Genomic DNA, 26,219 nt, shown 5'->3' with positions numbered 1-26,219 from the left:
AAAAAACAAAAGCCTCAGAAAAAATTAATTTCCTGAAGCTTTTGTTATCATTTTCAAATTCGCGATCCTTACTGTAAGGACCATAATATTGCATTAAAGCTTGATTTCTTCTTCTTTATTATTTATAAAGGCAAATTCTGTTAAATGGTAGGATGTTACCCCTTTCACTTTTACCCATTGTCCATATTTAAAGAACCATCTCATTTGCTTAGATAACAATCCCTTTTTAATAAATGCTTCCAGATACGGGTGAACACATAAAGTTATGCCTTTTTCCGCCTGCTCATTTAAAATATAATTCAGATTGTTTTCTATATCATCTATTAGAACTATACTAGCCTTAATCTCGCCGGTACCACCACAAGTCGGACATTTCTCACTTGTTACAATATTCATCTCCGGTCTTACCCTTTGACGAGTAATCTGCACCAAACCAAACTTGCTTGGCGGGAGGATAGTATGTTTAGCCCTATCGTGGCTCATTTCAGTTTTTAGGAAGTCAAAAAGCTCTTTACGATTAGGCGCCTTGTGCATGTCGATGAAATCGATAACCACAATGCCTCCCATATCTCTTAATCTAAGTTGTCTCGCAATTTCTTTCGCCGCTTCTTTATTTACCTGCAATGCATTTTCTTCCTGATTTTCCGGATTAGCAGTTCTGTTTCCGCTATTTACATCAATAACATGTAAAGCTTCGGTATGCTCTATAACCAGATAGGCACCGCCAGCCAGATTTACAGTTTTACCAAAAGATGCTTTTATTTGTTTCTCTATTCCAAAATGCTCGAAGATAGGCTCTTTGCCTTTGTAAAGTTTGACGATACTTTCCATCTCTGGCGAAATTTCGTGTACATAAGACTTTACTTCCTCAAACAAAGCCGGGTCGTCGACGTAAACATGCGTAAAATCGGCATTAAGAATATCACGAAGAATGGTAGACGTTCTACCCATCTCGCCCAGAATTCTTTTAGCCGGACCCGTTTTTGGGACTGCTTTCATAAACAACTCCCATTTTGAAACCAGATCCAAAATGTCCTTTTGGATTTCTGCTACTCCTTTTTTCTCAGAAACTGTTCTAATGATAATTCCAAAACCTTTAGGCTTTATTCCTTCAACAATCTTTCTCAATCGCGTACGTTCAGTGTTGCTCTTAATCTTTTTAGATATAGAAATCACATCCGAAAAAGGTACTAAAACAACAAACCTGCCTGCAATTGAAAGATCTGAACTTAACCTTGGTCCTTTGGTAGAAATAGGCTCTTTAGCAATTTGAACCGGAATCAGTAGATCTTTAGATAAAATAGAAGAGATTTTCCCCGACTTATCTATATCTTCTTCTCTTTTGAAACCGCTTAAAAGGTAATCGGTGAAATTACCGTTTCTTACCTGCCTTGTTAGCTTTAATAAAGATTGAACCTGTGGCCCTAAATCCAGGTAGTGCAAAAAAGCATCCTTCTCGTATCCAACATCAACAAAAGCAGCATTTAACCCGGGCATTATCTTTTTAATACGCCCAAGATAAATATCTCCAACAGCATAATTGTTGTTGATTTGCTCTTTGTTGAGTTCTACAAGTTGCTTGTCTTGCACTAATGCAATAGTAACCCCACCGGGGGCCGAATTAATAATTAACTCTTTTACCAACAGCTACTTTTTTAAACAAGTTCTATTAAAAGAACTTTCCTTACCAACAGAGGAAATTTTAAATAAAAACAGAAACAAATTTGCTCCCTGAACGGTTAACCCAGAGAGCAATTATATTTTTTAGGTATTACCTATTTTTTCTTATGTCTGTTTTTTCTTAAACGTTTTTTACGTTTGTGAGTAGCCATTTTATGTCTTTTTCTTTTTTTACCGCTTGGCATAATCTTTAATGTTTAATGTATGTATTAATTATTTAACTCTTTAATCTTTCTGTCTATAAAAGAACTTAAACCTGGGTCTCCGGCAAGTCTCTTTGCCTCTTCATAAGCCTCAACTGCAGCCGTTTTCATTCCCATGTTCTCGTAACTTGTAGCCAAATAGAAGTAAGCTTCCGGATCTTTTTTAATTTCTATTACAGTCTTAAATCTTTCCACAGCTTTATTAAACTGCCCAGACTTCATAGAGAATAGACCTAAGCTCATATTTGCCTTTAAGTTTTTCGGATCCTTTTCTACCACTTTTAGTAGCATCTGGATTCCCTGCATCGGATTGTTAGTACCTGTAACATAGGCAACACCCAATCCTGTTTGTGCGTCTAGGCTCTCTGCATTCAATTCAAGAGCCTGATTATACGCATGGATAGCTTTTTCCGTTAGCCCACGAACAGATGTTGTATCCGGAAAATTCTGATATCCTTCAGTAAATCTGTCTCCAGCCAATAACCAGTTCTCGTAAGATGGATTTTTCTCGGCAATAGCTTCATAAGCAAACGCAGAAGCAGCGGGTTGATTTACATCATCCCATTTCTTTGCCAATTGTTCCTGTAAAGCAATTACCTCATTTGCAGAAGCTTTCTTTAAATCGTTTTCTATCTTTTCAATATCCGACAGTAAACTTGGGCTAACATTTTGTTTGGCTACCGCCAGAACACCCTCTCTTGAAAACCCGGCAACTGCTGTTGCTTTTGTTTCCGTAGTCTGTGCTTCTGCCGAAGAAGAATCTTCTTCCTTTACCAAACCTTTGATATCAAGACTCAATAATATACCCATTAGCACTACTACCGAACCAATTACTATATATTGTTTTGTCTTCATATCAATATTGTTTTATTTACGCATTAACTGCTTTAGCTTTTTTATTTCCTACTTTTACTTTATCAACAAAAGCTTTTGCTGGTTTAAAGCTAGGTACAAAATGTTCTGGAATAATAATAGCTGTATTTTTAGAGATATTTCTTGCTGTTTTTTCCGCTCTCTTCTTTACAACAAAACTACCAAATCCTCTAACATAAACATTCTCTCCATTAATCATCGAGTTTTTTACTACTTTGAAAAACGCTTCTACCGTTTCTTGTACATCTACCTTCTCAATTCCGGTCTTATTAGCAATTTCTGCAATAATTTCTGCCTTTGTCATGTCTTATATGTCTTTTTTATTTTTTTCCTTCCCTTGATTTGGGGTTGCAAAAGTAGAGCTTTTATTGGAATAAGGGAAATAAAAAACTTAAATTTTTTATTTCAACCCCCTATAATACAACACTTAAGCATTTTAGCGATGAATATAAGGCTTTAAATGTAATTTTGCGTATGAATTTTTCCGAAGAATTAATAAAATGGTATAGAGTTAACAAAAGAGATTTGCCATGGCGTAACACAAAAGATCCTTACCTCATTTGGTTGTCCGAAATTATTCTGCAGCAAACAAGGGTAGATCAGGGGATGCCCTATTATTTCAAATTTTCGGAGAATTTTCCCGATGTAAAAAGCTTTGCAGAAGCATCTGAAGACCACATACTTCATTTATGGCAGGGGTTAGGCTATTATTCACGTGGAAGAAATATGCTAAAGACAGCACAAAAAGTGATGGCAGAGCATCAGGGTATTTTCCCAAGCGCCTATAACCAGCTTATAAAATTGGTAGGCATAGGTGAGTATACCGCCGCAGCAATTTCTTCTTTCTCTTCCAACGAGCCTAAAGCTGTTGTAGACGGCAATGTATACCGTTTACTCGCCAGATATTTTGGTATCGAAATACCAATAAACAGCACTATTGGAAAGAAATACTTTCAGGAACTGGCAGACGAACTTCTTGATAAAAATAATGCTGGCGAGAATAATCAGGCCATTATAGAATTTGGGGCATTGCAATGTAAACCAAAGAACCCCAACTGCGATCTTTGTCCCCTGATTTCTTCTTGTTACGCGTTTAAACATCATCGCATCTCAGAATTGCCGGTAAAAAACAAGACACTAAAAGTCAAAGAAAGGTACCTCTATTACTTCCTAATTTTTAAAGAAGATAAAATCCTGTTAAACAGGAGAGATAATAGTGATATTTGGGCCGGACTACACGATTTTCCTTTAATAGAAAGCCCTACCGCACTGGACATCAAAACCTTATGCGAACAAACTAAATTCCGGAATTGGTTTCCACAAGGAGTAGAAATTGCTTATATCGCCAAACCGATAAAACACATTTTAACTCATCAGAGACTTTTTGGAACCTTTATTGAGCTATCTGAAATAAACGAGGAAGCAATTCAGGAAAACAATTGGTTTTGGGTAGATGTCAAGCACTTAGATAAATTTGCGAAACCAAAATTAATTTTTGCTTTTTTAAAAAACTTCTATAAATTGAATGAAATTTAATTGCAAATTATGTCAGGTATCAACAAGGTTATTTTAGTAGGACACTTAGGGAAAGATCCCGAAGTGAGACATTTAGACGGAAATGTTACCGTAGCAAGTTTTCCTTTGGCAACATCCGAAACTTTCAATAAAGACGGTAAAAGAGTAGAACAAACAGAGTGGCATAACATTGTTATGTGGCGTGGTTTAGCAGATGTAGCTTCCAAATATCTGCAAAAAGGCAAGTTAGTTTATATAGAAGGGAAGCTACGTACAAGGTCTTTTGAAGATAAAGAGGGCAACAAGAAATACACGACAGAAGTGGTTGCGGAGAATTTCACTATGCTGGGCAGGAAAAGTGACTTTGAAGGCCCACAGAATGGAAACAATGGTGATAAACTGGCAACGCCGGCTTCTACATCTAACGAGGACCTGAGTTTAGATCCGCTAGATGACGATTTGCCTTTTTAACATAGAACCCAAAGGGAAATAAATCCCTCATGGTCTACTTATAAAACTTAGAGACATTATAAACCGAAAACTCTCTTTGCATACTGTTAATAAACATTCTGGCAACGTTGTTCCCAGGTAAGGATGGCTTGCTCCAAATACATGGTTTGCATTTTCTATAATTTCAAACTTTGCGTTTGGATTAAGCCCTCTAAATTCCTTTGCAATATCCAGATGAACATTAATATCATCGTCGCCATGGATGATTAACCAGGGTTTAGCTAATGCTTTGGCCGCTTTTTTAATATCCAGCTCGTTTTTATAACGTTCGAAATCATCTAAAAGCACCCTGTTTAACGGCATATACTCTTTTGTCCTGGCATTAAAAGTCTCTATTTTTCCTTTTTCACGCCATTCTGCTTCTTGTTCTTTTTTCCATAAACTGCTAAAGTCATTTATTGCCGCCCAAGTAATTACCGCATCTATCCTAACGTCTTTATAAGCTTGTAATATACTTACGCCCCCTCCTCGACTGTGGCCAATCAAAATAATTTTTGAATCCTGATATTCAGATTTTAGAAATGACACGACCTTATCTAAGTCATACAGTTCTTTAATTGGAGTATTGTTGGCAAAATCTTCAAAGTTGGTTACATCTTTTGGATCATCAGCAGGAACTCCGCTATGAGAAAAATTAAATTTCACATAATTAATTCCATGTTCTGCAAAATATTCCGCTACCAGGTTATGAGCGCCCCAATCTTTAAAACCTTTAAAGCCATGTACAAACAGGGCGAACACATTGCTTTCTGCTTTCGAAAAGGTTATATCACCTAATATGGGTTTATTAGCAAATCCCTCTATTTTAAATTCCATTACTACATTTTTTTTAATAATTGTTCTTTTTTCTGAACTAGAACAGTATCTCCCTCTGATAGATTTTTATAAAAATCCTCTTTAATAAAATTCGATTGCTCCTGCAAAACGCAACGCTCTTTATCGCCTATACCATTCCCCGAATAAGAAATAGTATATATAGGAATTGCTAGCGATTCGCTGTTTTTAATTATAATGGGAATAAGAATTTTAGTTTTACAAACTTCAGAATACCCCGTTTCCAATGGCATAGAAATACATTTTATAGAAGGGGGATAACGAAGAACATAATCAGCAGGACAGTTAACAAATATTCCTCCTCCTATATTGCCTGGAGGAAAGTATCTAGTTGTAGAATCATTACTGATTAATAAAACTTCATTATTTGTTAATCTCTCCATTTTACCACTGGCATAAGGACGATAAAAATTGGTAGAAGAAAAATTCCCTTGCTGGTCTATTTCAATAGTTAAGTGTGTAGACATATAAAGCGTTTTTATCTTACTGTCAAGAAAAACGCCCGTAAGAGATTTTCTATTTATATAATTTGCAATTATCGTTTCATTAGTTATTTTCCCTTTATTTGTATATAACTCTGTTTTATAAACATTTAAAGTATTTTCACTTGAAAAATTGCCTTGTAAAAGGATTATTTCGGGACTCTCTTTCTTACTACAAGAAAAAGTTACTGCAGAAAATAAAATCAAAAAATATAATAGTTTTGCTTTCATAGGATTATATGAGTTTTTTGCCTGCAATATAATAAAGTAGTTCTATTTTTTATATTTACAACATGGCAACAAAAAACAGTTTTTTAAAAAACAGAGATTTCGGTTTATTAATCATAAGAGCGGGTATAGGTATATCGATGCTCACTTTACACGGACTCCCTAAAATTACCGGAGGAGTTGATAAATGGAAAGCCGTAGGAAGCGGCATGAAGGTAATAGGCATAGATTTTCTACCTGTATTTTGGGGCTTTGCTGCCGCTGCAACGGAAACATTCGGTTCTTTCTTGTTAATTTTAGGTTTATTTCACAGATCAGTTAGTGCATTATTAGCCTTTACCATGTTAATTGCAACATTAGTACATTTAAACAATGGCGATGGTATTTCGGTAGCTTCACATGCCATGGAACTCGGACTAATTTTTATTGCTTTAATCTTCACAGGCCCGGGAAAATATGCAGTGGATAAATAATACCTTTTCAGTCATAGCTAAAATAGCCGGTCTAAACTCTACCAAAAAATTTAGAGATCCCTCTAGATTGATTTATGCAGATTAAGACCGATAGCGGCAGTAATACATAGAAAAAGCCTCTTGAAAAATAACATCAAAAGGCTTTTTCACAATTCAAATCACATTAATTAGAGTCAGGAATACTGAAAGAAAGAGAAATATCATGACTTCCTACTTTAACACCACTTTTAGCGGCGTTAAAGTTATAACAGTAACCAATCTTCATATTATTCTTAACATTATTCAATTGATAAGACATATTGGCTCTTAAAATGGATTGTGATACACTTTTTTCATCAGCTCCCATAAATGAATTTCGCTCTTCAACACGTTGCCTAAATCCTACTCCTAAAACAAATGACTTTTCCATCATAATAGAAGTATTAATATCCAAAGAAGTAATACCTCCCATATTTTTAATATATAAAACAGAGGGCATGATTATTAGATTATCTATCGTTTCGTAATTGGCCCCCAGTATTAAATACATATTAATCTTGCGGAAAGTAGGAGGAACCTGATAGGAAAAACTGTTATTATTGGTGTATAAAGATAATATATTATCAAAGGAAAGACCTAAATAATATTGTTTCTTTAATGTCCCTAATAAACCAAAACGGCCGTCTAATTTAGAACTATAGATATTTTGCTTTGCTAAAGGATCTAGTGGATTTGCGGTCATCACCTCAGAAAGGTTAATATTATACTGCTGTAAACCCAGGCCTAATGAAGAAGACATCATGATATCTTCCGAAACCTGTAAGTGATACACATAATTACCGTAGCCTACACTGTAGCTATCGTTTCCAAAAGTATTTTTTACTGCGTTAAAGCCAATGGCACATTTCAGTTTAGGTAAACTGAAATGCCCGGCAGCAGATACGGTATAGTTTTTCGCACCACTTACTTCCCCCGTTCCTGCAACCTGATACTGTAGGTTTGCAGAAGCTTTTGTATGGAGTCCCATGAATGCCGGATTGATATAAGACTTATCTAACAGATATTGACTGCCTTGAAATTCTGTTTGGGCTTTGCCTTGTTGTACATTGCTAAGTGTAGCTACACTTAGCAATAGATATATCCTTTTTAAAATATTCACGCTTTAAATAATTAAAATCTAACCACGAAGCTTTTTATTGGTAAATAATTGTTACAGTACCTTTAAACACACGCTCTTTACCAGTTTTATCTACTGTTTTCAGGATATAGCCATATGAACCCATTGGTAATCTATCTCCTGTCCAATCGTTCTGATAATTATCTTTTTTGTAAACTACATTGTAGCTCTTATTAAAGATAGTTAAGCTATTAGACACGTAATATTCAGTTAGCCCCAATATTTCAAACATATCATTGATTCCATCTCCGTTAGGGGTAAATAAAGTTGGGATAAGAATTTTAGTTTCTGTAGCTCTGGGATCTACCACTTCTACAGAAACTAATCCTACTTTGTTATCGGCTTCGTTACTTTCATTTAAAGTTGTGGCAGCACCATTACCTAACATCAGCACACCATAGGTATTTGCTTTAAGCTTAATAGTATATACTACCTCGTCATGAACATTAATATTGGCTTGTGTAGCTTTTAGTGTTTTTGTTTCACGATCATAAGTAATATTATTAGATGATGAGACAAAATCGAATGAAACAGGTAATTGATCTGCTAATGCCGTATTTATTGCATTGTTAGGTCCGTTGTTTTTAACCTTGATACTATAGTTGAATACTTCACCTATGTTTAGGCTTGCTTTATCAACCTGACTACTTACTACCAAATCAACACTGTTATCTATTACGTTAACATTTAAAGCAGGGATGGTATTATTATCAAAATCAACATCATTATCATTATCAGCATTTACCGCACCATTACCTAATTGGAATACACCAACACCATTTGCTCTCAATGTAATAGTATAAATAGCTTCTTGTCCAGCAAGAAGAGTCGACCTACTGGCTGATAGCATTCTTGTTGTAGCATTAAAACTAACATCTCCTGCTACCGATAACACCTCTAAACCTAATGGCAAGATATCGTTTAGCATTACATTCTTCGCTAAATCGGCACCATTATTCTTTACTTTAATAGTATAAGTTAATTCTTCTCCTTTGGCTAATTGGCCGCGGCTAATCACATTGGTTACCGTAACATCTGCTCTTCTGTCAACTACTTCAACAGCTATCGGAGCGAAGGTATTGTTAGCAAGATTGATGTCGTTGTTAACGGATACTAATCCATTTCCTAAAAGTTGAGTACCTACAGCCTTCGCTCTCAATAAGATTTGATATTCTATATCTGTTCCCGCATCAACTCTTGTTTGGGTTGCAGATACAGTGTGTTTTACAGCGTCATAAACAGCATCTCCAGTCACAGATACGAACTCGAATGCTTTATTTAAAGTCTCCACTAATTTATAATCAATACCAAAATCGGCACTATTATTTTTTACTGAAACAGAGTAAACCAATTCGTCTCCAATATTTAAACGCTGACGATTCGCTTTTGATGATACAGCAAAATCAACATTATTATCAATTACATTAACTGATATTGGGCTGATAGCGTTGTTGTCAAAATCTACATCATTGTCGTTATCAGCGGCAATTGATCCGCTACCGAGCTGTATAGTACCCGCAACTATCGCTTTCAATACCACCGTATATTCAACTTCTTCTCCCGATTTTAACTGAAGCTTAGATGCAGTTATGGTATTATTAGCTGTATTATGCTTGATACCTCCAGTAGCTCTTACAAACTCTAAACCTACCGGAATATGTTCCTGCAATGTAAAGTTATTGGCTACATCCGGTCCACTATTGCTAACCAACAAAGTATATGTAAGCTCTTCGCTTTTATTTAATTGATTTGTACTAACCTGATTGCTTACCCAAACATTTGCTCTTCTATCAACTACATTCACGTTTGCAGGTTGAATTTTATTGTTGGATAAATCGCTATCGTTTAGCACAGTAACCAAACCTTTCCCTAATGTTTGAATACCTACAGAGTTGGCTTTCAAAACCACTTGGTAGCGTAACTCCTCACCAGCAGCAACCCGAATTTTGCTTGCAGTTAATATTCTCTTGTTAACATCGAATGATAATCCATCTGACAGAGAAACAATATCAAATGCAAAACTTAAGGTATCTGTTAGCTTATAGTTTATTCCAAAATCAGGACCGTTATTTTTAACTGTTAATGTATATGTTAATTGATCTCCGATATTTAAACGGTCACGGCTCAAAGCTTTCGTTACTGCAAAATTCACTTTATTTTCCCCGACCACAACAGCAACCGGGTTGATTGTATTATTATCAAAATCAACATCATTATCGTTATCAGCTGCTATATTTCCATTCCCCAATAAGAAATTTCCATTGGTTAAAGCTTTTAGGGTTGCCGTATAGGAAATTTCCTCACCAGATTTCATTTGCAATTTGCTTGCTGCAAGCTTCCTCATTGCGGCATCATAAGTCAATCCTCCTGTTGAAGAAACAAATTCAAAGTCTGCTGGAAGGATATCTTGTAGCCTAAAGTTGTAAGCTATATCCGGTCCATTATTACTCACATTAATGGTATAAACCAATTCTTCACTCTCATTTAACTGTGTTTTGTTTACATGAGTATTTACCCAAACATTAGCTCTTCTGTCTTCAACAATTACCGTAATAACACCTATAACATTATTATTAGGATTAATATCATTAAGTACCGTCACCAAGCCTTCGCCCAGATTTTGGCTACCTACAGCTACAGCTTTCAGTGTTATTTCGTAACGAATTACCTCTTCTCCGTTAACTTTAGCTTTTTCTGCCGTTAAAGTACGGTTTGATGAATTGTATGTTATTCCGCCTGTCGCCGACACAAATTCAAATGCAGTACTTAAAGTATCCAGAATTCTATAATTCATTGCGAAGTCAGGTTCCTGATTCTTAATTGTGATGGTGTACTTTAATAGATCACCAATATTTATTCGGGACTTAGAAACATCTGAACTTATCGCTAAATCAACTCTATTGTCTAAAATTTCAACGTGAAGTCTGGCTATAGAATTGTTATCAAAATCAATGTTATTATCATTTGATGCAGAAACATGTCCTTGACCTAAAAATACGTTTCCGAAATCAACAGCTTTCAACAATAAAGAATAAGTTACTTCTTCACCAGCTTGTATTTGAGGCTGAGATAGATTTAAGATCTGCCCGGCCTTAGTAAACTTAACTGTACCATTTAATGCCGTAACATATTCAAATTCATTTGGTATAGCATCCACTAAAACAACATTTCTAGCCACATCCGGACCATTATTTTTGATTTTAATGGTATAAATTAATTCTTCCCCTTTATATAGTTGGTTACGATTAATTTGTGTTTCCACATATACATCCGCTCTCCTATCAGCAACACTTACGGTAAGTTTAGAGAAATCATTATTTGAAGTCTCGGTATCATTATTTGAAGATACAGCTCCTCTTCCAAAGAATTTATTACCTACAGTTAATGCTTTAAGCACAACTTTATATTCAGCTATTTCATCTACTCCTAATTGTAATTTGGTTACCTTTAAGGTATGCGTTGCAGCATCATAGGTTAAACCATTCGTCGCAGAAACAAACTCTAATCCGCTACTTAATGTATCTACTAATACCGAATTTACCGCTACATCTGGTCCTGAATTTTTGAACTTCAGGGTATATTTCAGCGTATCGCCAATATTAATCAGGTTTCTGCTGATGCTATTATAAACCTCAATATCAGCGTCGCCCATCACTTTAAAAGAAATAGGATGCTCTGGAGTACCTAAAACCTCATCTGCTCTTTGTGTAGTGATAAGTTCATCTACTGGAGCTGTATTTCTCAACATCGTTCTCAGCATCATTCGCTGCTGTGGAGCGGGCTGTGGCGTTGCTGGTAAATCAGATTTTGCAGTGTATGTTCTTCCTGTTATTCTATCGTAAATTTTAATTACAACGGGTTTATCTTCCCCTTCCACATTACTATTTATGGATACAAAACTTAATCCATTTACTAAAGTATCTACATAATTCACCAATTCGCCATCTACATAAGCAAAAATCTCAAACCTTCCGGGTTCTGTAATATCTAAACCGTTTAAGTTAATTTTTGCCGTTAAGGACATATTATTTTCAAATCTGGCTATATCTAAGTTTACCCGATCTCCACTATTCACGTCGTTCACGTTCATTGCGTTATCAAATGCAATAACTTTTTCTATTCCAGATTTTACTGGTGGAATATCTGCTAATAAATTTGGACTTAAATCTGGTTGATAAGTCACTACTGGTATAGCATAATGATCTCCTTCTACAAAATATTTATACCCTTTTCCCGGACGTAGATATTTCAAACTACCAGACCATCTTTGAGAAGTTGCATTGTATTGCGCAAATTCTTCCTGACTGCTAATGGTAGCACCATTGGGGAAGCTATAATTTTTAAGGTAATTATTCAGCTCCATATTTACCGCCATTGGGTATCCCAGCCAATTCCAACCATCTTTCAACTCTACATCTACTCTATGGCTAGCTAATTGTCCTAAAACTCTTATCGTATCTGCTTTAGCAGAATACACCATATAAGACTGATAAATATTTAACGAATCTAATGGGCCGGTCCAACCAGTTTTAGCATTATATTGTGCGTAAGGCTTGTGAGCACTTAAGGTTTTTACAATATCCCCTTCGGTAGATTTTAACTTACTGAACACTTCACTTACTCTCATGTCGGTATTTTCAACATTTAGAGATACCCAGTTCCAACCAGCTTTTAAAGGTATAGTTTGAAAAACACCTTCCGGATGTAGTATATAAGGGTTGTTTCCATTCCCTACAATACCATTAGACACAAAATTTATTCGCTCTTTACTTTGATATTCAATACCCGGATAGGTATCCCAGAAACGCACACTTAAACTCTCGTTACTTAATTTATTAGAATATGCAGTTACGTAAGCTACATACTTTTTACTTGCATAGTCATACTCTATATTTGCTAAACCTCTACATTCATCCCCGGCAAAAACGCCCATAATATCTCTGATATCTGTAGAAGTCGCTACATCCGTTTCATCTAAACTAAATTGAGTAACAAAACTCATGTTATATCTAAATTTGGATGGATTTACCGTCCAGTTTGGTGGTGTTTTAAGCACATTTACGGTAACATATAACAACTGCCTTTTACCATCACAAGTGGTAAATACCGTGTCGGTATAGGTTCCTGTATTTAAGTTTGGATCTATTAAGAAATCAACATTTTGTTCTCCTAGTGGAACAATTCTGGAATTACGTATAGACGGCGTTAACCAACTTGGAAATCTCTCTATTCTAAAGTTTTGATTTAATGCCGATTTGTTTACCAATTTAGCTCTAAAGCTAGATTGAACACCTTCAATAGCATTAACATCAATATTTGCCGGAGACCAGTAAATTGGACTCATATTGACAACGAAGTTCCATGAAACGCTATCTGTTAAAACATTTCCACTACCATCTCTAAGATTCTTAACTGTAGCATTCAGCTCCATCATCTCATAATCTGCAATTGCAGCTTCCGGAACTGTCTTAATCACGATAGTTTTATCGTTGTAAACAAGTGTCGCAGGAATAATTTGTCCATTATCCTTACGTTTTAAAACTACATTTGCTGAGTTTGTGATATCCTTATTAAAGGTCACGCTCATCACATCACTTGTAGTCAAGATACCGTTTAAAGGTGTAGGCAGACCAAATGCTATCGCTGCAGATCTATCAATTACTCCAGTATATACCGGAGAATAGTTTACATCTACGCCTTCGCAAATAGCCAAAGCCCGTAATTCATACTTACTATCAGGAAGCGTACTTACATCAAAAGTATAATCATAATACTTATCCTTAAGTTCCGATTTAGGAATATCTATTGCCGTTTGCCATAAAGAATTCTCATAATCCTGATTAATTCTTCTGTACTGTAAAGCAACACTTGTTAACGGAGAAGCTTCCGACGCATCAAATTTGCTAAACGCTACATACAACTTATTACCATTAGATTGATTCACCAACCAGTTATTACCTGGTAAGAACAAATCTATTTCACTACACTTATTTTGGAAATAGGCATTCAGTTTAACGGTTGGTTTTGCTATATTATCATCATCAATATCCTCCAATGAGTTATCGCATGCAGAGAACATTGCTAAAGTTAAATCCTCATAGGTACCATATAATGCTCCTCTATAAACCTCTACTGGTAATTTGAAACTCTTACCCGTTGGTATTACAAAGTTAGCCTGACCATTCGTCACATCCTGACCCGCAACTAAAACTCTTGCTCCTCCTAAATTGCTAGTTGGTATTAACTTAATACCATACTCCACGGTCTCATCACTCTCGCTTCTATTTGAGATTAAAACCTCAAACTTTGCTGGTTGATCCGAAGGAACATTACGTTGTTCGTTCGCTCCGCTTACCGCAATATTTGGCAGATGGCGATATTGAGTTCCAGGCTCATGTGGACAACTGGATGAGCCTGATACTGTTTTAAAAACAGGAGTAGCGTATTTTTTATTTTTCTTTAAATCTACTGAAAAGAAATCGCCAATGTCATCATCCTCTAAATGATAAAAAGTAGTTTGTGTATGGCCGTTGGTAATTTCGGTACTTGAATCCCAATTGAATCTCAGCGAGAATAACGCTCCAATTTCCTTTTCATTTGATTCGCCACTATTCACAAAACCACCTACATTACCTTCAGTGTTTAAATAAATTTGTGTTTCGGTAACATCTGTAGTATCTCTTTGCGTTGTTAAGGTATTCTCATAAATTGCGCCCGCACTAAATGAGATATTGTTCCCAACAATTCCTTTAAGATTCTCACCTGCACTTATATCCCCTGCTTGCGCTTTTTCCTTTTTATTTTCTTCTAACGTTTTCTCCCACCCTGTAATATCTGCCTCGTATTCAGAATATGTTCTCTTCAACTTATCAACCTCTTCTGGTTTAATAGATGAGCTATTGCTTTTCAGCTTAAAGTAGGCTTCGTCATACTTAGTCTTTGATATAGAATACAATGTTCTTAATTGAGGTAACAAGACATTCTTTATATGATGTTGAGTATAAACAAAAACGGTCCCAAAGTCATTCAAATTCATGGCAACTGAGGTATCTCTAACCATTCCCTTTTTGGAGGCATCGTATTTCAATACATCGGTCATGGCATAAACCATGTTCATAGATGCACCTACAAAAACATCTCCGTCTTCACCTACAAATTCTGGTTCACCTGATGTATAAAAATCCTCAGTAAAGGTAAATGTCGTGTTCGTTACAAGGCCCTCATTATTATCTCTGCCAGCTTCCATTTTTGCCTGTATATGGACACCTCCTCCTGTTTTACCAATAAAAGGAATATTTGAGCCTACCCCAGCTTTGATATCTGAATAAGCTCCGGCCCCTCCTCCAAATTTAAACGAAGTGGTACCTGTTTTAGAAAATGTAGTTCCTTTACTTATTTTAGCATATGATCTGTCTCCAGGAGGATCATGTAACACAAAAAATGGAATACTAGGTGTTCTACTAACAAATGTTGCATTACGAGGCCTTTCACCTTCTACTACTGCATTGATAATAGCACTTGCCTGCCTGCTTCCTACCTTTCCAACAATCTGTATATTTTTTTCATAAGGAGCTTCTAAAACTGGATTACCTACCTTGATAGTATGCCTCACATTTTTGCTTATCTTATCTAAAGCATATTCTTTTCTATCCACCATATCCGAAATACCATCATATATATATACTGTACCTGTATCCAAAGTACAACTATAAGTTATGCCATCATAGGTATAGGTCTCCTGGATTTTAACATCTATAAGATGTTTATCATTCTGAGCTAATAAATACTTATAGGTATTACCAGGTGCAAATTGAACAGAATCTACAAAAGCAGGATTGTTATTATTTACCAGGACTTTGAGTTTGTCATGATAAATAAAATCCATTAAAGGCTTTTTAACAAGATATGTTGTATCTACATTGACTGTAGTATCCTTTCTTGAAGGTGTAATTTTATAGATACTACCATCTGGCTTAAAGGTGGTATCGGCCTTAATAGTCTTTATGCTGTAGGTCGTATCTATCTTCTCTTCCTTCAAGCGTTCTGCCAAACTAACCTTTTGTATATTGTAAGTTTTGGTAAAATACTCTAGTTTATTAGAGTTGATACCTCCTTTTTCAGAAATTTGAAGAACCTGACCTTCGAAAGAGGTAGCCGGTAAAATAACCTTTACCTCCCCTCTTGTCGGCTGCCCAGGATTTTTTGGGCTTCCGCTTTCTAAATCATTGGAGCTGATATGCAATTTCTTCGCATATTTTGCAGAAGAATTTGCTGATACATAGCCAGCATTCTCTGATTTCAACAAGAATGTCACATATTCTCCTATTGGAGCATCGCAACTTGCCGCAACTTTTATAGTTAACGTATCCGTTTTTGTATTAATAAAATCGACGTTAGACATCAAATTATTAACATACAGAGATTTTACTGTATCAGTTGTACCACTAAAATATATCAGGTGATCTTTATATTTAATTTGAACGCTATACAAACCAGCATTGGTAATAGACAAACTATAAAGTCCTTTTGCGTCTGTCTTAACGGCCGAATTCTTTCCGTTTAACCAAACTTCGGCATCTTGCACTGGCAGAAAAACATCATTATCCAGAGAATCTTTGATAGCTGCAAAGCTTACTCTGCCGTTAATAGCAAAAGAAGCTGTATCTGTAAAGTTTACATTTTGCCGATTCGACTCATCAAATGACAAACTTCTGGACAGCTTTTCTGGGTCAAACCTAGGTTTATTATAACCTGGCATTTGAGGCCTCATTTCATAATTGGCCCCTTCCCCATAAAAAACTTTAGTGATCTCGTAGTACCCAGAAGCATCTGTTGTTGCGCTGTAGGTATAAGGTTCGGTAGTCTTACCGTTATAAACGTCTGATTTTGTTGTTGCTGTAACCATAACGCCCTCTACCCCAGCATTGGTCTTACCCTTAACGTATCCACTAATTTTTCCGTTGGCCAGAGATTTACCATCGAAAGTTTTTGATCTCCAGTTTTCATAATCAATTCCGGAAACCCCATCTGTAATGTACCCCATGGAATATTGATAAAACATCCCCGGTAATATATCTGAATCGTTATAAGAGGTAGTGTTTTTTGAAAACTGAACTAATTCTTCTCCATTTCTATACAATACTAAATTTTCTAAACCCGCAATTCCTCTTACCTGATTCCAGCTTAATCTTATTCTTCCATTTTGATCTAGTGTTGTAGTAATGTCTGCGTTAGAAAATTTAAAAGTCCCGGCTACTACCGCAGGATCAAAATCAGTAGCAGGATTAACATTCCATCCCGCAGGACTATTATCTGTTGCAATAACCGTTTGTACCGAATAAGTATAATCTGCAGATTCTATTAAAGAATCATCTGTATAACTAAATACATGTGCAGAAAGATTAGCCAATAACACTGCAGCTTCATTTCCCTTTTTTCTATAAACATTATATCTGATGTGCGCATCCGGAACAGCTGTTTGCTTTTCCCAGGTTATTGTTGGATAAACCTGCCCTTTCGAAATATTAGGAATCTCTGTTATTTTAACATTTTTTGGAGCTTTAAGCTTTGGTGTCGTTCCGTTTACATTAGGCATCTCAGTCCAATATTCAGGATTTCCTGACCATTGATTCCATCCGTAATTTGTATAAAAAATATGATAACTAAAAACTTTATTAGGCCCCAATATTTTACTGATACTATCGGCAGGGTGATAATCTTGATAAACTTTTTTATTATAAATATACGTACCTACTGGACATTGGATTTGAAGTGTTGTTTCGTGGTCTTCAGACCCTCCAGCACCAGGCAACTGTTTCCATTTAAATTTAATTGAATAATCGTCATAATTCACTGTACCATTTTGCCACCACATGTTATCATTTCGTTGAGCAAACGATAACTCACTAGAAAGACTTAACAGAACAGACAAAAAAAGCGCCTTTATCTTTAAAAAAGCAACAAATCTCTTTGGAGTAGAGTTTATATCCATATTATATCAGGTGGTATAGTAAAATTTTTATTCAATTAAATAAAAATAGTCCCCAAAATTAAACACTCTACTTTGAGTGTACAAAATTAATTAGTCCATAATTATCATTTTGGACTAATTAATTCGATTGCAGCTGATAATCAGTCTGAAACAGCAATTTCAGTTATTAGCTATACATCCGAAATGCATAATGTATATACCTTGCCTTATTCTTGAGAAGATGCCTCCATAAGACCCAACTATCCGATTTATAAAAATCGGCGGTAGTATAGATAGACGTAATAAACTTTTTATTCTATAGAAAGCAGAGAGGGGTGTTAAAGCAGAATAACTGGCAGTTTTCTAAATTTTATTGAAAAATTAAAAGGTACAAACAACAAGACTCCTAATTTTAAGTTTAGGATGTTTGAATATCCAAAATATTTTGGATTGAATCATTTTTGACAAATACATTTTTCGAAAATAAAAAACAAAAAACCGATTCATTAATAATTAAGAAAAAAACACTCGATATATTGATTTTAAAACAAAATAAAAGTGATATTTTTACAATCTTAAATTATCGGACTTGTTCTATTTAAGAACATTTTTTTTGCAGCTCATAAAAAGACTAAGTTATAAATAGGCTTATAATTGGTTTACAAAAGAAATTGTTATTGACCTGGGTACTGCAAATACCCTCATTATACATAACGACAAAGTGGTTGTAGACGAACCATCTATCGTTGCATTTGACAGAACAACTAATAAAGTTATTGCTATTAGCCTACAAGCGATGCAAATGGAGGGTAAACCCACGAAAACATCAAAACGGTACGTCCTTTAAAAGATGGTGTAATAGCTAACGTTAATACTGCTAAGCACATGATTCGTGGCATGACAAAAACTGCACTTATCAGACGCCCCTCCATATCCAAGTCCATATTGCCTTTTTTCAAGAATAACACCAACAGATTGAGCTTCGACTCCCATTTACATTACACAAATGAGATTGACACAAAGTCCCAATCTCATTCGTGTAAACCTTTAATTATGGATAATAGTTTATTGCCGCAGCTTCTGTTGTAGCAAGCCCCGAAGCATTAACAGCCGTACCAATACTGGCGACGCCCGTCCACGGACCGGCAGAACCATATCCATTCCAACAGCGGTAAACCACATTATATTGTACGTTTGTATTCGTATTTCCCCCAAAGCGTATTTCATTTCCATCCAATCCTAACATACCCGACATAACACTTCTCTTTTGTGTTACAGTGCCACCAGATAATAAAGCCGCATCTGCTGTACTAATCAGATAAGTTCTTCCTGGAGGATTAAATCCTGTGCTATGAAAAACGACATTAAAGCGTGTTGTTTGGGAACCTACTGTTCCATAGGTGAATGTATTTTTTGTAATCATAAAATTAGTTCCCATTCTTTCATCACCAGGATCAACATCATTAAAAACTGGAATTTCTATAAAGACAGGATTTAAACCGGTTAAATAAGTTCCCGTAGAAGTGAACGTGTTATTATATACCACCCCTTTATCTGAAAGGTCTCCTCTAAAACGTACAAATGCTCCGGAGCAGTCTTTAAAAGTATTATTTACAACACTTAACCGTTGTATTCCATAAGCACCATAAATCATATGCGCATGAGAATCGTACCCGACATTTTCAAATGTGCAATTTCTTACCAAGACGCGGTTCGTTAATGGATAATGAACACCTAAAGCGCCGTAACCAACATCTGGAAGGTCTTTAAATATACAGTTCTCTACAGCCATATCCTGACTGTTAGATATTCGCATAGCATAGCCTGTAACAGGGCCTGTAAATTTTAACCGTAAGACCTGTATATTCTGGCAGGTATTCAGGTAAAGTAAAGTTGCAATTGATCCCGTAAAAACAGCTCCTCCTACAGTAGATGCAGTTTTAAGTGTCAGTAAATTTGTTGCATGCCCCATGTTTGCAAGCGTTATCGTAGCGGTTCGCGTGTAGGTTCCGTCTGCAAAAACAACATCAACCGGCCCCGTAGCAAGTGCACTTTGTACATTAGACCAGAAAGTTGTGTTCAGGGACGTGGTTGGCGTTACATTAAAAGTTGTCGTTGCCATGGTAGCAGCTCCTCCTTTTTCTGATTGTAAATTCAAGCTGCCATCTAAACTTCCATTCAGGCTGTCTTTTTTATTGCAGCTTGTTAAACTTAGGGCGGAAAAAGCAATAACTGCTAATAATGTTTTTTTCATAATTATATGGTTTAAAATTGATTTTGTTATGTAACATCTGTTCTATCGTAAATGTTTCCACATCAATAAAATTCTTAGAACCACAGAATTTAACTTCATGTACGCTCGAGAGCAATATTGCTCCGGCGGTACAATACATAAATACATCTCCTTCTTTTTTTTGAATGTCCCGTTAATTTAGGCTTGCCATTCGGAAACTAATAATATTCACCTTTTAGCTTCAGATACTGTCTATAAATATTTATTAATTTTATTTAAGCTTTTACCTATTTTAAATCATCAGTTATTTACTTATACAGATATAACCAAACAGACTATTTTTGTATTCGCTAAAATTCCCTTTCCATAAAAATCAATATGAAATCGCAAACCCAACAACTGCACAGAGTATGGCAACACGAAATGAAAGCCATACAGCAAACAAAATTTCCGCTTAAGTTTGATGAAATCATAAGTTCGGTATTTACATCCGGTCCATCATACTATTATGTGATTGATTTTTATGATATGTCTCTGTCACATATGAGTCCGCTGGTAAAAAACATACATGGACTGGATCCTGATCAGGTTACATTTAATGATATCCTGGATCTTATCCACCCGGACGATATAAATTTTGTCGCAAAAGTAGAAGCATATATTGTAGACCTGATACGAAGCAAAGAATTCGAAGGAGACAAGCTGTTAAGTTATAAATCGTCTTACTGCTTTCGCATGAAAACAGCCGACGGGTCTTATAAATTGTTTTTACATCAGGGTTTACAGCTTACGCTTGACGAATATAACGGTATTGCCAAAGCTTTAAACATCCATACAGATATCAGTCAGATTACTTCTGTTAATAGCTACAAATTATCACTAATCAGTATAACCGGTGATGTATGCTATACAGATATCGATATTTTTAACCAGGCAGATAAGAGCACACTTTATACCAAAAGAGAAAAGGAAATATTAAAGTTGTTAAGTGAAGGATATACAAGCAAAGAAATAGCCGAAAAGCTATACATCTCACTTGATACAGTAAAGACACACAGACGCAATATACTACGCAAAGCCGATGTAAATACCACCGCCGAACTCATGAAAGATTGTCTGCTAAAGGGCCTGATTTAAGAACGAATTGATTTAATCAAACGATAATATATATAAGTTGCATAAAACATTCTTAAAAATAAAAAGAGGCCTTCGAAAAAAGCCTCTTAACTGTATGTATTATTTAATTGCCAGCTGTTGATGATCTGACTCAATAACCTGTTTTAGTAATTTATTAAACTCGGCCACTTTTTCTTTCGAAACATAATCTTTTTTAAATACAAGTTCCCTGGTAATTACAATTTTGTTTTCTTTGCCAGAACTAGCTAATTTATAAGTAAAATACTCGTTGTCGATAGACAAAGACTTCAGTGGCTCTACAAGTTTTTTGTCTGCCGGCAAAGTAAGGTTTAGTTGTTCCTTATTTAAATCATTCCAAAAAATTTGGGTAAGGTCTATTCCAAAGTTTCTTGGTTCTACCATACTAAAGGACGATGGGTCTAAAGCTGTAGACCATGGCAAAGAAAATATATGCATTCCCGCTACCGGTTTGCAAACTTTTAAAAGCTTATATGAAGATGATGCCTTCAGAGTATCCGAGGCCGCATATTTAGGATCTAAATTAATAAAATCAAGAGCAATTGCTTCGTTATCCGGATATTTATAAGAAATCTGCTCCTTCATTTTTTTCAATTGGTCCTTATTTGACAGATCTTTAAAACTATCTCTGTACATACTTGCCGATGCTCCCGTACAGAAATTTGTTTCCTTTATCCCCATGTCGTTTCCTTCAATAACAATATTAGTTACGTAATTTATCTGGTTAACAACACGACTGGAAGGCAGTAACTTAGAAAGATTGTTCGTATTTCTATTAATCTCTAAAATTGGTGAAGACAACGTCTGGTTATAAAAAGAAGCAAAAGGCAATGAACTTGAGGTAAGTTCCAGAAAATGTACTTTATTTCCTACATTCACCTTGGCTATACAATGATTAAAATCTATACTAGGCAACAACAATGTATTTTGCCCACTTTCTCTGGTCTTTACAAGCACTAATTCCGCTTCAACACCTATTTCTTTGCACATGGCCAAAAACAATGTAGAAACATCTTTACAGTCGCCTATTCTGGTATTGAGTACCGTGGAAGGATTTTGAGGAACTATCCCACTTTGTCTGAAAGAAACTGAACTGTATGCGATATTTTGAGTGATGTAATGATATATTTTACGCACTTTTTCCAATTCAGTAAGTTTTTGTTTATCCCGAAATAGTTCATTTACACATGTCTTTACTTCATAGCTGCTTCGGGCTTTTGCCGTTGCGATGTTGTTGTACCAGGTTGCCACAAACTTCCAATCCGGTATGGTAGATAAATATAAAATATTCGCTACATCGTTCATTGGCGGCATTTTATCCTCGTAACGTAAAGCGGCCTGATTTTCGGCCTCCCAAACATATAAATCAAACTCTCCTGCGTCCTGCTTCTTTGGTTCAACGTTTTTCTCCGAAAATTTATAATCGAACTTCTTGGTTTTGTCAATTAGCAATGAATATTTAGACTTCACGTACGGGTTTCCGTGTGAAAAATAAAAAGAGCTCCAGAAATGCGGTGCTAACGATCCCGAGTTATAGTTTCTAAGCCTGTAACGAATATTAATAACGTCTCCAACTTCTAAATTGGTAAACACCAAATTGTTATAATTTTGCTCGGCAGGCGTCTTTGTTCCGTTTGGCTTAATGGTTTCGGCCACTTCTACAGATAGAGATTGATCATTATTGTACGGAATTCCAAACTCTTTAAGGTCTTCCAAACCTTTTTGCGTCAACACCTTGGTAATGTAAAAATGTTTCTCTTCCGAGCCGCCATTTTCATATACTACAGTCTGTACTTCCTCATCCAGTATCACACTATGATCATCCGGATAATCTTTTAACGAAGGTGCATTTTTTATAAGTTCATTTACATCTGGTTGCCGAAAGTATTCAAACACATCTTTACTTTTCTTCAGTCTGCGCAATTGCTGAATAGCATCATAATTATTAGGTTCTAGTGCCAGGCATTTTTTATAGGCTTCCTCTGCCTTGTCAGTTTGCTTTATGGCCTCGAAAACCAGACCTAAACTCATATAATATGAACTTTGGTTTGGGGCAATTTCTATAGCTTTTAACAGATATTCTTCTGCCTTGTCATATTTTTGAAGCGTAAAGTAATTATCTGCTAAATCTTTATATATACCTACACCAGAAGGTTCTTGCTTAATTTCCTGAAGGTAAACGTCTACTCCGGATTTTACGTCTCCTTTATTAAAATAAGCTCCGGCCAGAAATTTGGCATAATCATAATCTCTGTTTTCACTCCAATATTTTTTAAGGATATTTAAATATTGAGTATTTCTCTTCACATCCTTTTCCAGAAGGTATTTAACATAAGCAAAATTTCTGTTATCGGGCCAGTTTTTATAAGCCTTCTCCACCAATTCTATCACTCGTGACTGGTTATTCTGCTTACCGGCAAGCGCAATTTTTTTTGCCATTGTTTTTTCCGACTCACCCAGCCTTTCCTCTAAACGGGCAACTACAGCTTCAGCCTTTACATAATCTTCCTGATTGATGTAATCATCGTATAGCAGTTCCAGAGCATAGGTACTTTCGGGATCAGCACTTTTAATATTTTCCTGCAAAGTTTCCACTCCTGTTCTGTTATTTTCTTTGGAATGGAGCGTAATCATTAAAGTATTGATATAAGTACTTTGCGGAAATTTACTTTTTAAACCTTCTAAAATATTACGGGCATCAAAGATGATATCGTCACTCAAATACAATTTGGCCAACAGCAATTGGTTAAGGTAATTTGTACTGTCTTGCTCCAATAACTGACGGAAATAAGTATACACTTTAGGTGTTATCCTTTCGGGAACAAACCCCGCTTCTTTTTCATAATCTCTATATTCGTTAACGCTGCTAAGCCCCGGCACAGGATAACCTTTTTCATCTGTAATCCTTAACATGAAGTTTGAACGGCCAGCATAACTCTCTCCTATTTGCACCAATATCCTGTTATAGCCTTTATGCAATTTAAGTGTAGAAATATAGGTATCTAAATCATTGTTCCTTTCTTCTGCTTCCGCAATTAGGAGCTGGTCATTCACCCAAACTTTAACAGAACCAGATACGCCAACACGTAGTTGGGCCTCGAGGGCTGTTGGAGAATTCAAAAAAGTTTGAGCAAAAACAATCGAATTATATGGTGTATCGTAATAGGTAAAGTCGAACCATTTATCCCGTCTTTGATACGGCACCTTACGCCATCCAAATTCAATATTTTTCTTTCCCGTAAATACGGCGTCGGCTTTAGGCTTGTCTAACACATCATAATACTTATCGTAGCCGCTTGTAGATATATTCTCGAATGTTCCGGTGATTTGCCAGTTGTCTATCGTCCCCAGTTGAAGATATGCCTTATCCGCTTCTACAGACTTTCTTAATGTATGGAAATGTGTCCCCATAGCAGAATTTGCCATTGCATTAAGTGACCCTCCAAAACCTGCCGTTTTGCTAATCTGGCTAATGAAAGCTAAACTTGATGGAGATTGCTTTCCAAAACTTGCATTTACCGACGGACTTCGCCACAGAGCAAGAATATATGGCTCCGGATTTTTAGATTGAAGATAAAATTTTCTGAAATATGCTGAAGCTTCCGGGTTCGACTGTTCTAATTCTGCCAGCAAACTTAAAGACAATAAGGCCTCTTCCGATGTTTCTGGTTGAAGCTCTAACTCTTTGAAAATCTTTTTAGCGCTTTCCGTCTCATTTCGGAATAAACTTTCCCACCCATTTTTCAGGCTATTTTGAGCATTCGATGTAAACGAGCACAGAAGCGTTATGGATAATGATAAAAGTACAGCTTTCTTCATAGTTCAATAATAGATATTTTTCAAACACTATTGTCAATATATGATATTAAACAATAAAAAACCAGAATATTTTTAACAATTCCATTCAAAATCCATTTTCACTAACCAAAAACCGATGCTTTAACTTAATATTTTTTACTTCCAAAATTCATCTCCAAAGTATGAAGAAGGAGAAAAGTACAATACCTCTGCTATGAAACACTGTTCCTTAAATTTTGCACTTCCGTCTCCCTCTCCCTGAGGTAGATTACGGGTGAGGGGATGATACAGCTGTTTCCTTTGTCTTGTCTGCAATTACTATTGCTTCACAATAGGTAAGCACTGCTTTAATATGGCTTCCGCCTTCTCAATATTGCTTTTAGTAAACCCTGTGGTTCCATATTTTACAATTCCTTTGTCAATAATTAAATTGGTAGGATATCCAACAATATTAAGATCTCTTGCTATTTGAATACCCGAAGGAATTTGACTGTAAACAAAAGGAGTTGTTTTCATGAACTCGTTTATTGTTTCTGAATTATCCAAGCACACGGCAATAAACACCACATTATCTTGTTCTTTGTATTTCCAATACAGTTCATTTAAAAGAGGGATTTCAGCTTTACAGGGCGCACACTTTACAAACCAAAAGTTCAACACCACAACTTTATCTTTCAGAATATCATTCCAATAATCTTTGCCTTTTAAGTCAGTCATGTAAGGAAATTTTATTTTTTTACCCACAAAATTTCCGGAGTTAGTTCCATAGATTTGCTTACTCTCTTTTTCGCTTGCTCTTTCCCGCCCTATTATCAAATATTCATCACTCCCGGTCTTGCTTTTTACTAATTTGTATTCTCCTGTCTTTATTAATGAAGACCAGTTTTCATAGGTATAAACAAGCCCTGCAGAATCCTTTACCAATGACTTTTCTGACAATGGAATTCTAGTTGTTTGAGTAAATCCTTCAAGACTTAGAAATGTACACAGGGTGATTAAAAAGATCTGTAATTTTTTCATTTTACCTTATTAGAGTTATTGTTTGTGTTTCCGATCCTGTATAGGAAAGCTTTAGATAACTTTTTTTAATGTTTGGTGTATATCGAAAT

14 protein-coding genes and 1 pseudogene are annotated in these 26,219 nt (G+C 35.7%); 5 read left to right on the top strand and 10 right to left on the bottom strand.

Annotated elements, in window-relative coordinates; translation table 11 throughout:
* Positions 1-93: 93 nt before the first annotated feature.
* The 3 genes from ABWO41_RS02655 to ABWO41_RS02640 all read right to left on the bottom strand — a co-directional run bounded on the left by ABWO41_RS02655 (position 94) and on the right by ABWO41_RS02640 (position 3,060).
* On the bottom strand, positions 94-1,644 hold the full coding sequence (locus ABWO41_RS02655; protein WP_353133013.1) for an Rne/Rng family ribonuclease: 1,551 nt from the start codon (positions 1,642-1,644) through the stop codon (positions 94-96).
* Positions 1,645-1,889: 245 nt separating this feature from the next.
* Positions 1,890-2,738 carry a tetratricopeptide repeat protein gene (locus ABWO41_RS02645; protein WP_353133010.1) on the bottom strand — a complete coding sequence of 283 codons (849 nt, stop codon included), beginning with the start codon at positions 2,736-2,738 and terminating at the stop codon, positions 1,890-1,892.
* 16 nt (positions 2,739-2,754) lie between these two features.
* Positions 2,755-3,060: an HU family DNA-binding protein gene (locus tag ABWO41_RS02640; RefSeq protein ID WP_353133007.1), complete on the bottom strand. Its 306-nt coding sequence runs from the start codon at positions 3,058-3,060 to the stop codon at positions 2,755-2,757.
* A gap of 170 nt (positions 3,061-3,230) precedes the next feature.
* On the opposite strand from ABWO41_RS02640, the gene mutY reads away from it, so the two are divergent.
* Together mutY and ABWO41_RS02630 are read left to right on the top strand one after the other, a co-directional pair.
* Entirely contained in the window at positions 3,231-4,292 is a 1,062-nt protein-coding gene (gene mutY / locus ABWO41_RS02635; RefSeq protein WP_353133004.1) for an A/G-specific adenine glycosylase, read from the top strand.
* A gap of 9 nt (positions 4,293-4,301) precedes the next feature.
* Positions 4,302-4,742 (top strand): single-stranded DNA-binding protein, encoded by a 441-nt coding sequence (locus tag ABWO41_RS02630; RefSeq protein ID WP_353133001.1) that lies wholly within the window; start codon positions 4,302-4,304, stop codon positions 4,740-4,742.
* Between the two features lie 27 nt (positions 4,743-4,769).
* On the opposite strand, the gene ABWO41_RS02625 is transcribed toward ABWO41_RS02630, so the two are convergent.
* Positions 4,770-5,597: an alpha/beta hydrolase family protein gene (locus tag ABWO41_RS02625; protein WP_353132998.1), complete on the bottom strand. Its 828-nt coding sequence runs from the start codon at positions 5,595-5,597 to the stop codon at positions 4,770-4,772.
* Positions 5,598-5,599: 2 nt separating this feature from the next.
* Entirely contained in the window at positions 5,600-6,328 is a 729-nt protein-coding gene (locus ABWO41_RS02620) for a hypothetical protein (protein WP_353132995.1), read from the bottom strand.
* Positions 6,329-6,390: 62 nt separating this feature from the next.
* Between ABWO41_RS02620 and ABWO41_RS02615 the strand changes: the two genes are divergently transcribed.
* The gene (locus ABWO41_RS02615) at positions 6,391-6,798 is read left to right on the top strand and encodes a DoxX family protein (RefSeq protein WP_353132992.1); all 408 of its coding nucleotides are present in this window, start codon (positions 6,391-6,393) and stop codon (positions 6,796-6,798) included.
* Positions 6,799-6,961: 163 nt separating this feature from the next.
* Here the strand turns inward: ABWO41_RS02615 and ABWO41_RS02610 are convergent, their stop codons facing one another.
* Together ABWO41_RS02610 and ABWO41_RS02605 are read right to left on the bottom strand one after the other, a co-directional pair.
* Complete coding sequence (locus tag ABWO41_RS02610) at positions 6,962-7,936, bottom strand: PorP/SprF family type IX secretion system membrane protein (RefSeq protein ID WP_353132989.1); 975 nt, start codon at positions 7,934-7,936, stop codon at positions 6,962-6,964.
* A 34-nt stretch (positions 7,937-7,970) separates the two neighbouring features.
* On the bottom strand, positions 7,971-17,945 hold the full coding sequence (locus ABWO41_RS02605) for a T9SS type B sorting domain-containing protein (RefSeq protein ID WP_353132986.1): 9,975 nt from the start codon (positions 17,943-17,945) through the stop codon (positions 7,971-7,973).
* Between the two features lie 649 nt (positions 17,946-18,594).
* On the opposite strand from ABWO41_RS02605, the pseudogene ABWO41_RS02600 reads away from it, so the two are divergent.
* A pseudogene (locus ABWO41_RS02600) lies at positions 18,595-19,013 on the top strand (rod shape-determining protein).
* Here ABWO41_RS02600 and ABWO41_RS02595 read toward each other — a convergent pair.
* Entirely contained in the window at positions 18,976-20,178 is a 1,203-nt protein-coding gene (locus ABWO41_RS02595; protein ID WP_353132983.1) for a right-handed parallel beta-helix repeat-containing protein, read from the bottom strand. The pseudogene ABWO41_RS02600 and the gene ABWO41_RS02595 overlap by 38 nt on opposite strands.
* A 357-nt stretch (positions 20,179-20,535) precedes the next feature.
* Between ABWO41_RS02595 and ABWO41_RS02590 the strand changes: the two genes are divergently transcribed.
* Positions 20,536-21,294 carry a LuxR C-terminal-related transcriptional regulator gene (locus ABWO41_RS02590; protein WP_353132980.1) on the top strand — a complete coding sequence of 253 codons (759 nt, stop codon included), beginning with the start codon at positions 20,536-20,538 and terminating at the stop codon, positions 21,292-21,294.
* Positions 21,295-21,393: 99 nt separating this feature from the next.
* Here ABWO41_RS02590 and ABWO41_RS02585 read toward each other — a convergent pair whose 3' ends face one another.
* Both ABWO41_RS02585 and ABWO41_RS02580 read right to left on the bottom strand, forming a co-directional pair.
* A complete protein-coding gene (locus ABWO41_RS02585; protein WP_353132977.1) occupies positions 21,394-25,131 on the bottom strand; it encodes a DUF3857 domain-containing protein in 3,738 nt (1,245 codons plus the stop codon).
* A gap of 297 nt (positions 25,132-25,428) precedes the next feature.
* Positions 25,429-26,130 (bottom strand): TlpA family protein disulfide reductase, encoded by a 702-nt coding sequence (locus ABWO41_RS02580; protein ID WP_353132974.1) that lies wholly within the window; start codon positions 26,128-26,130, stop codon positions 25,429-25,431.
* Between the last annotated feature and the right edge of the window lie 89 nt (positions 26,131-26,219).

This window comes from Pseudopedobacter sp. (assembly GCF_040392825.1).
Lineage (GTDB): Bacteria > Bacteroidota > Bacteroidia > Sphingobacteriales > Sphingobacteriaceae > Pseudopedobacter.
This window is presented reverse-complemented; position numbering and strand designations above follow the sequence as displayed.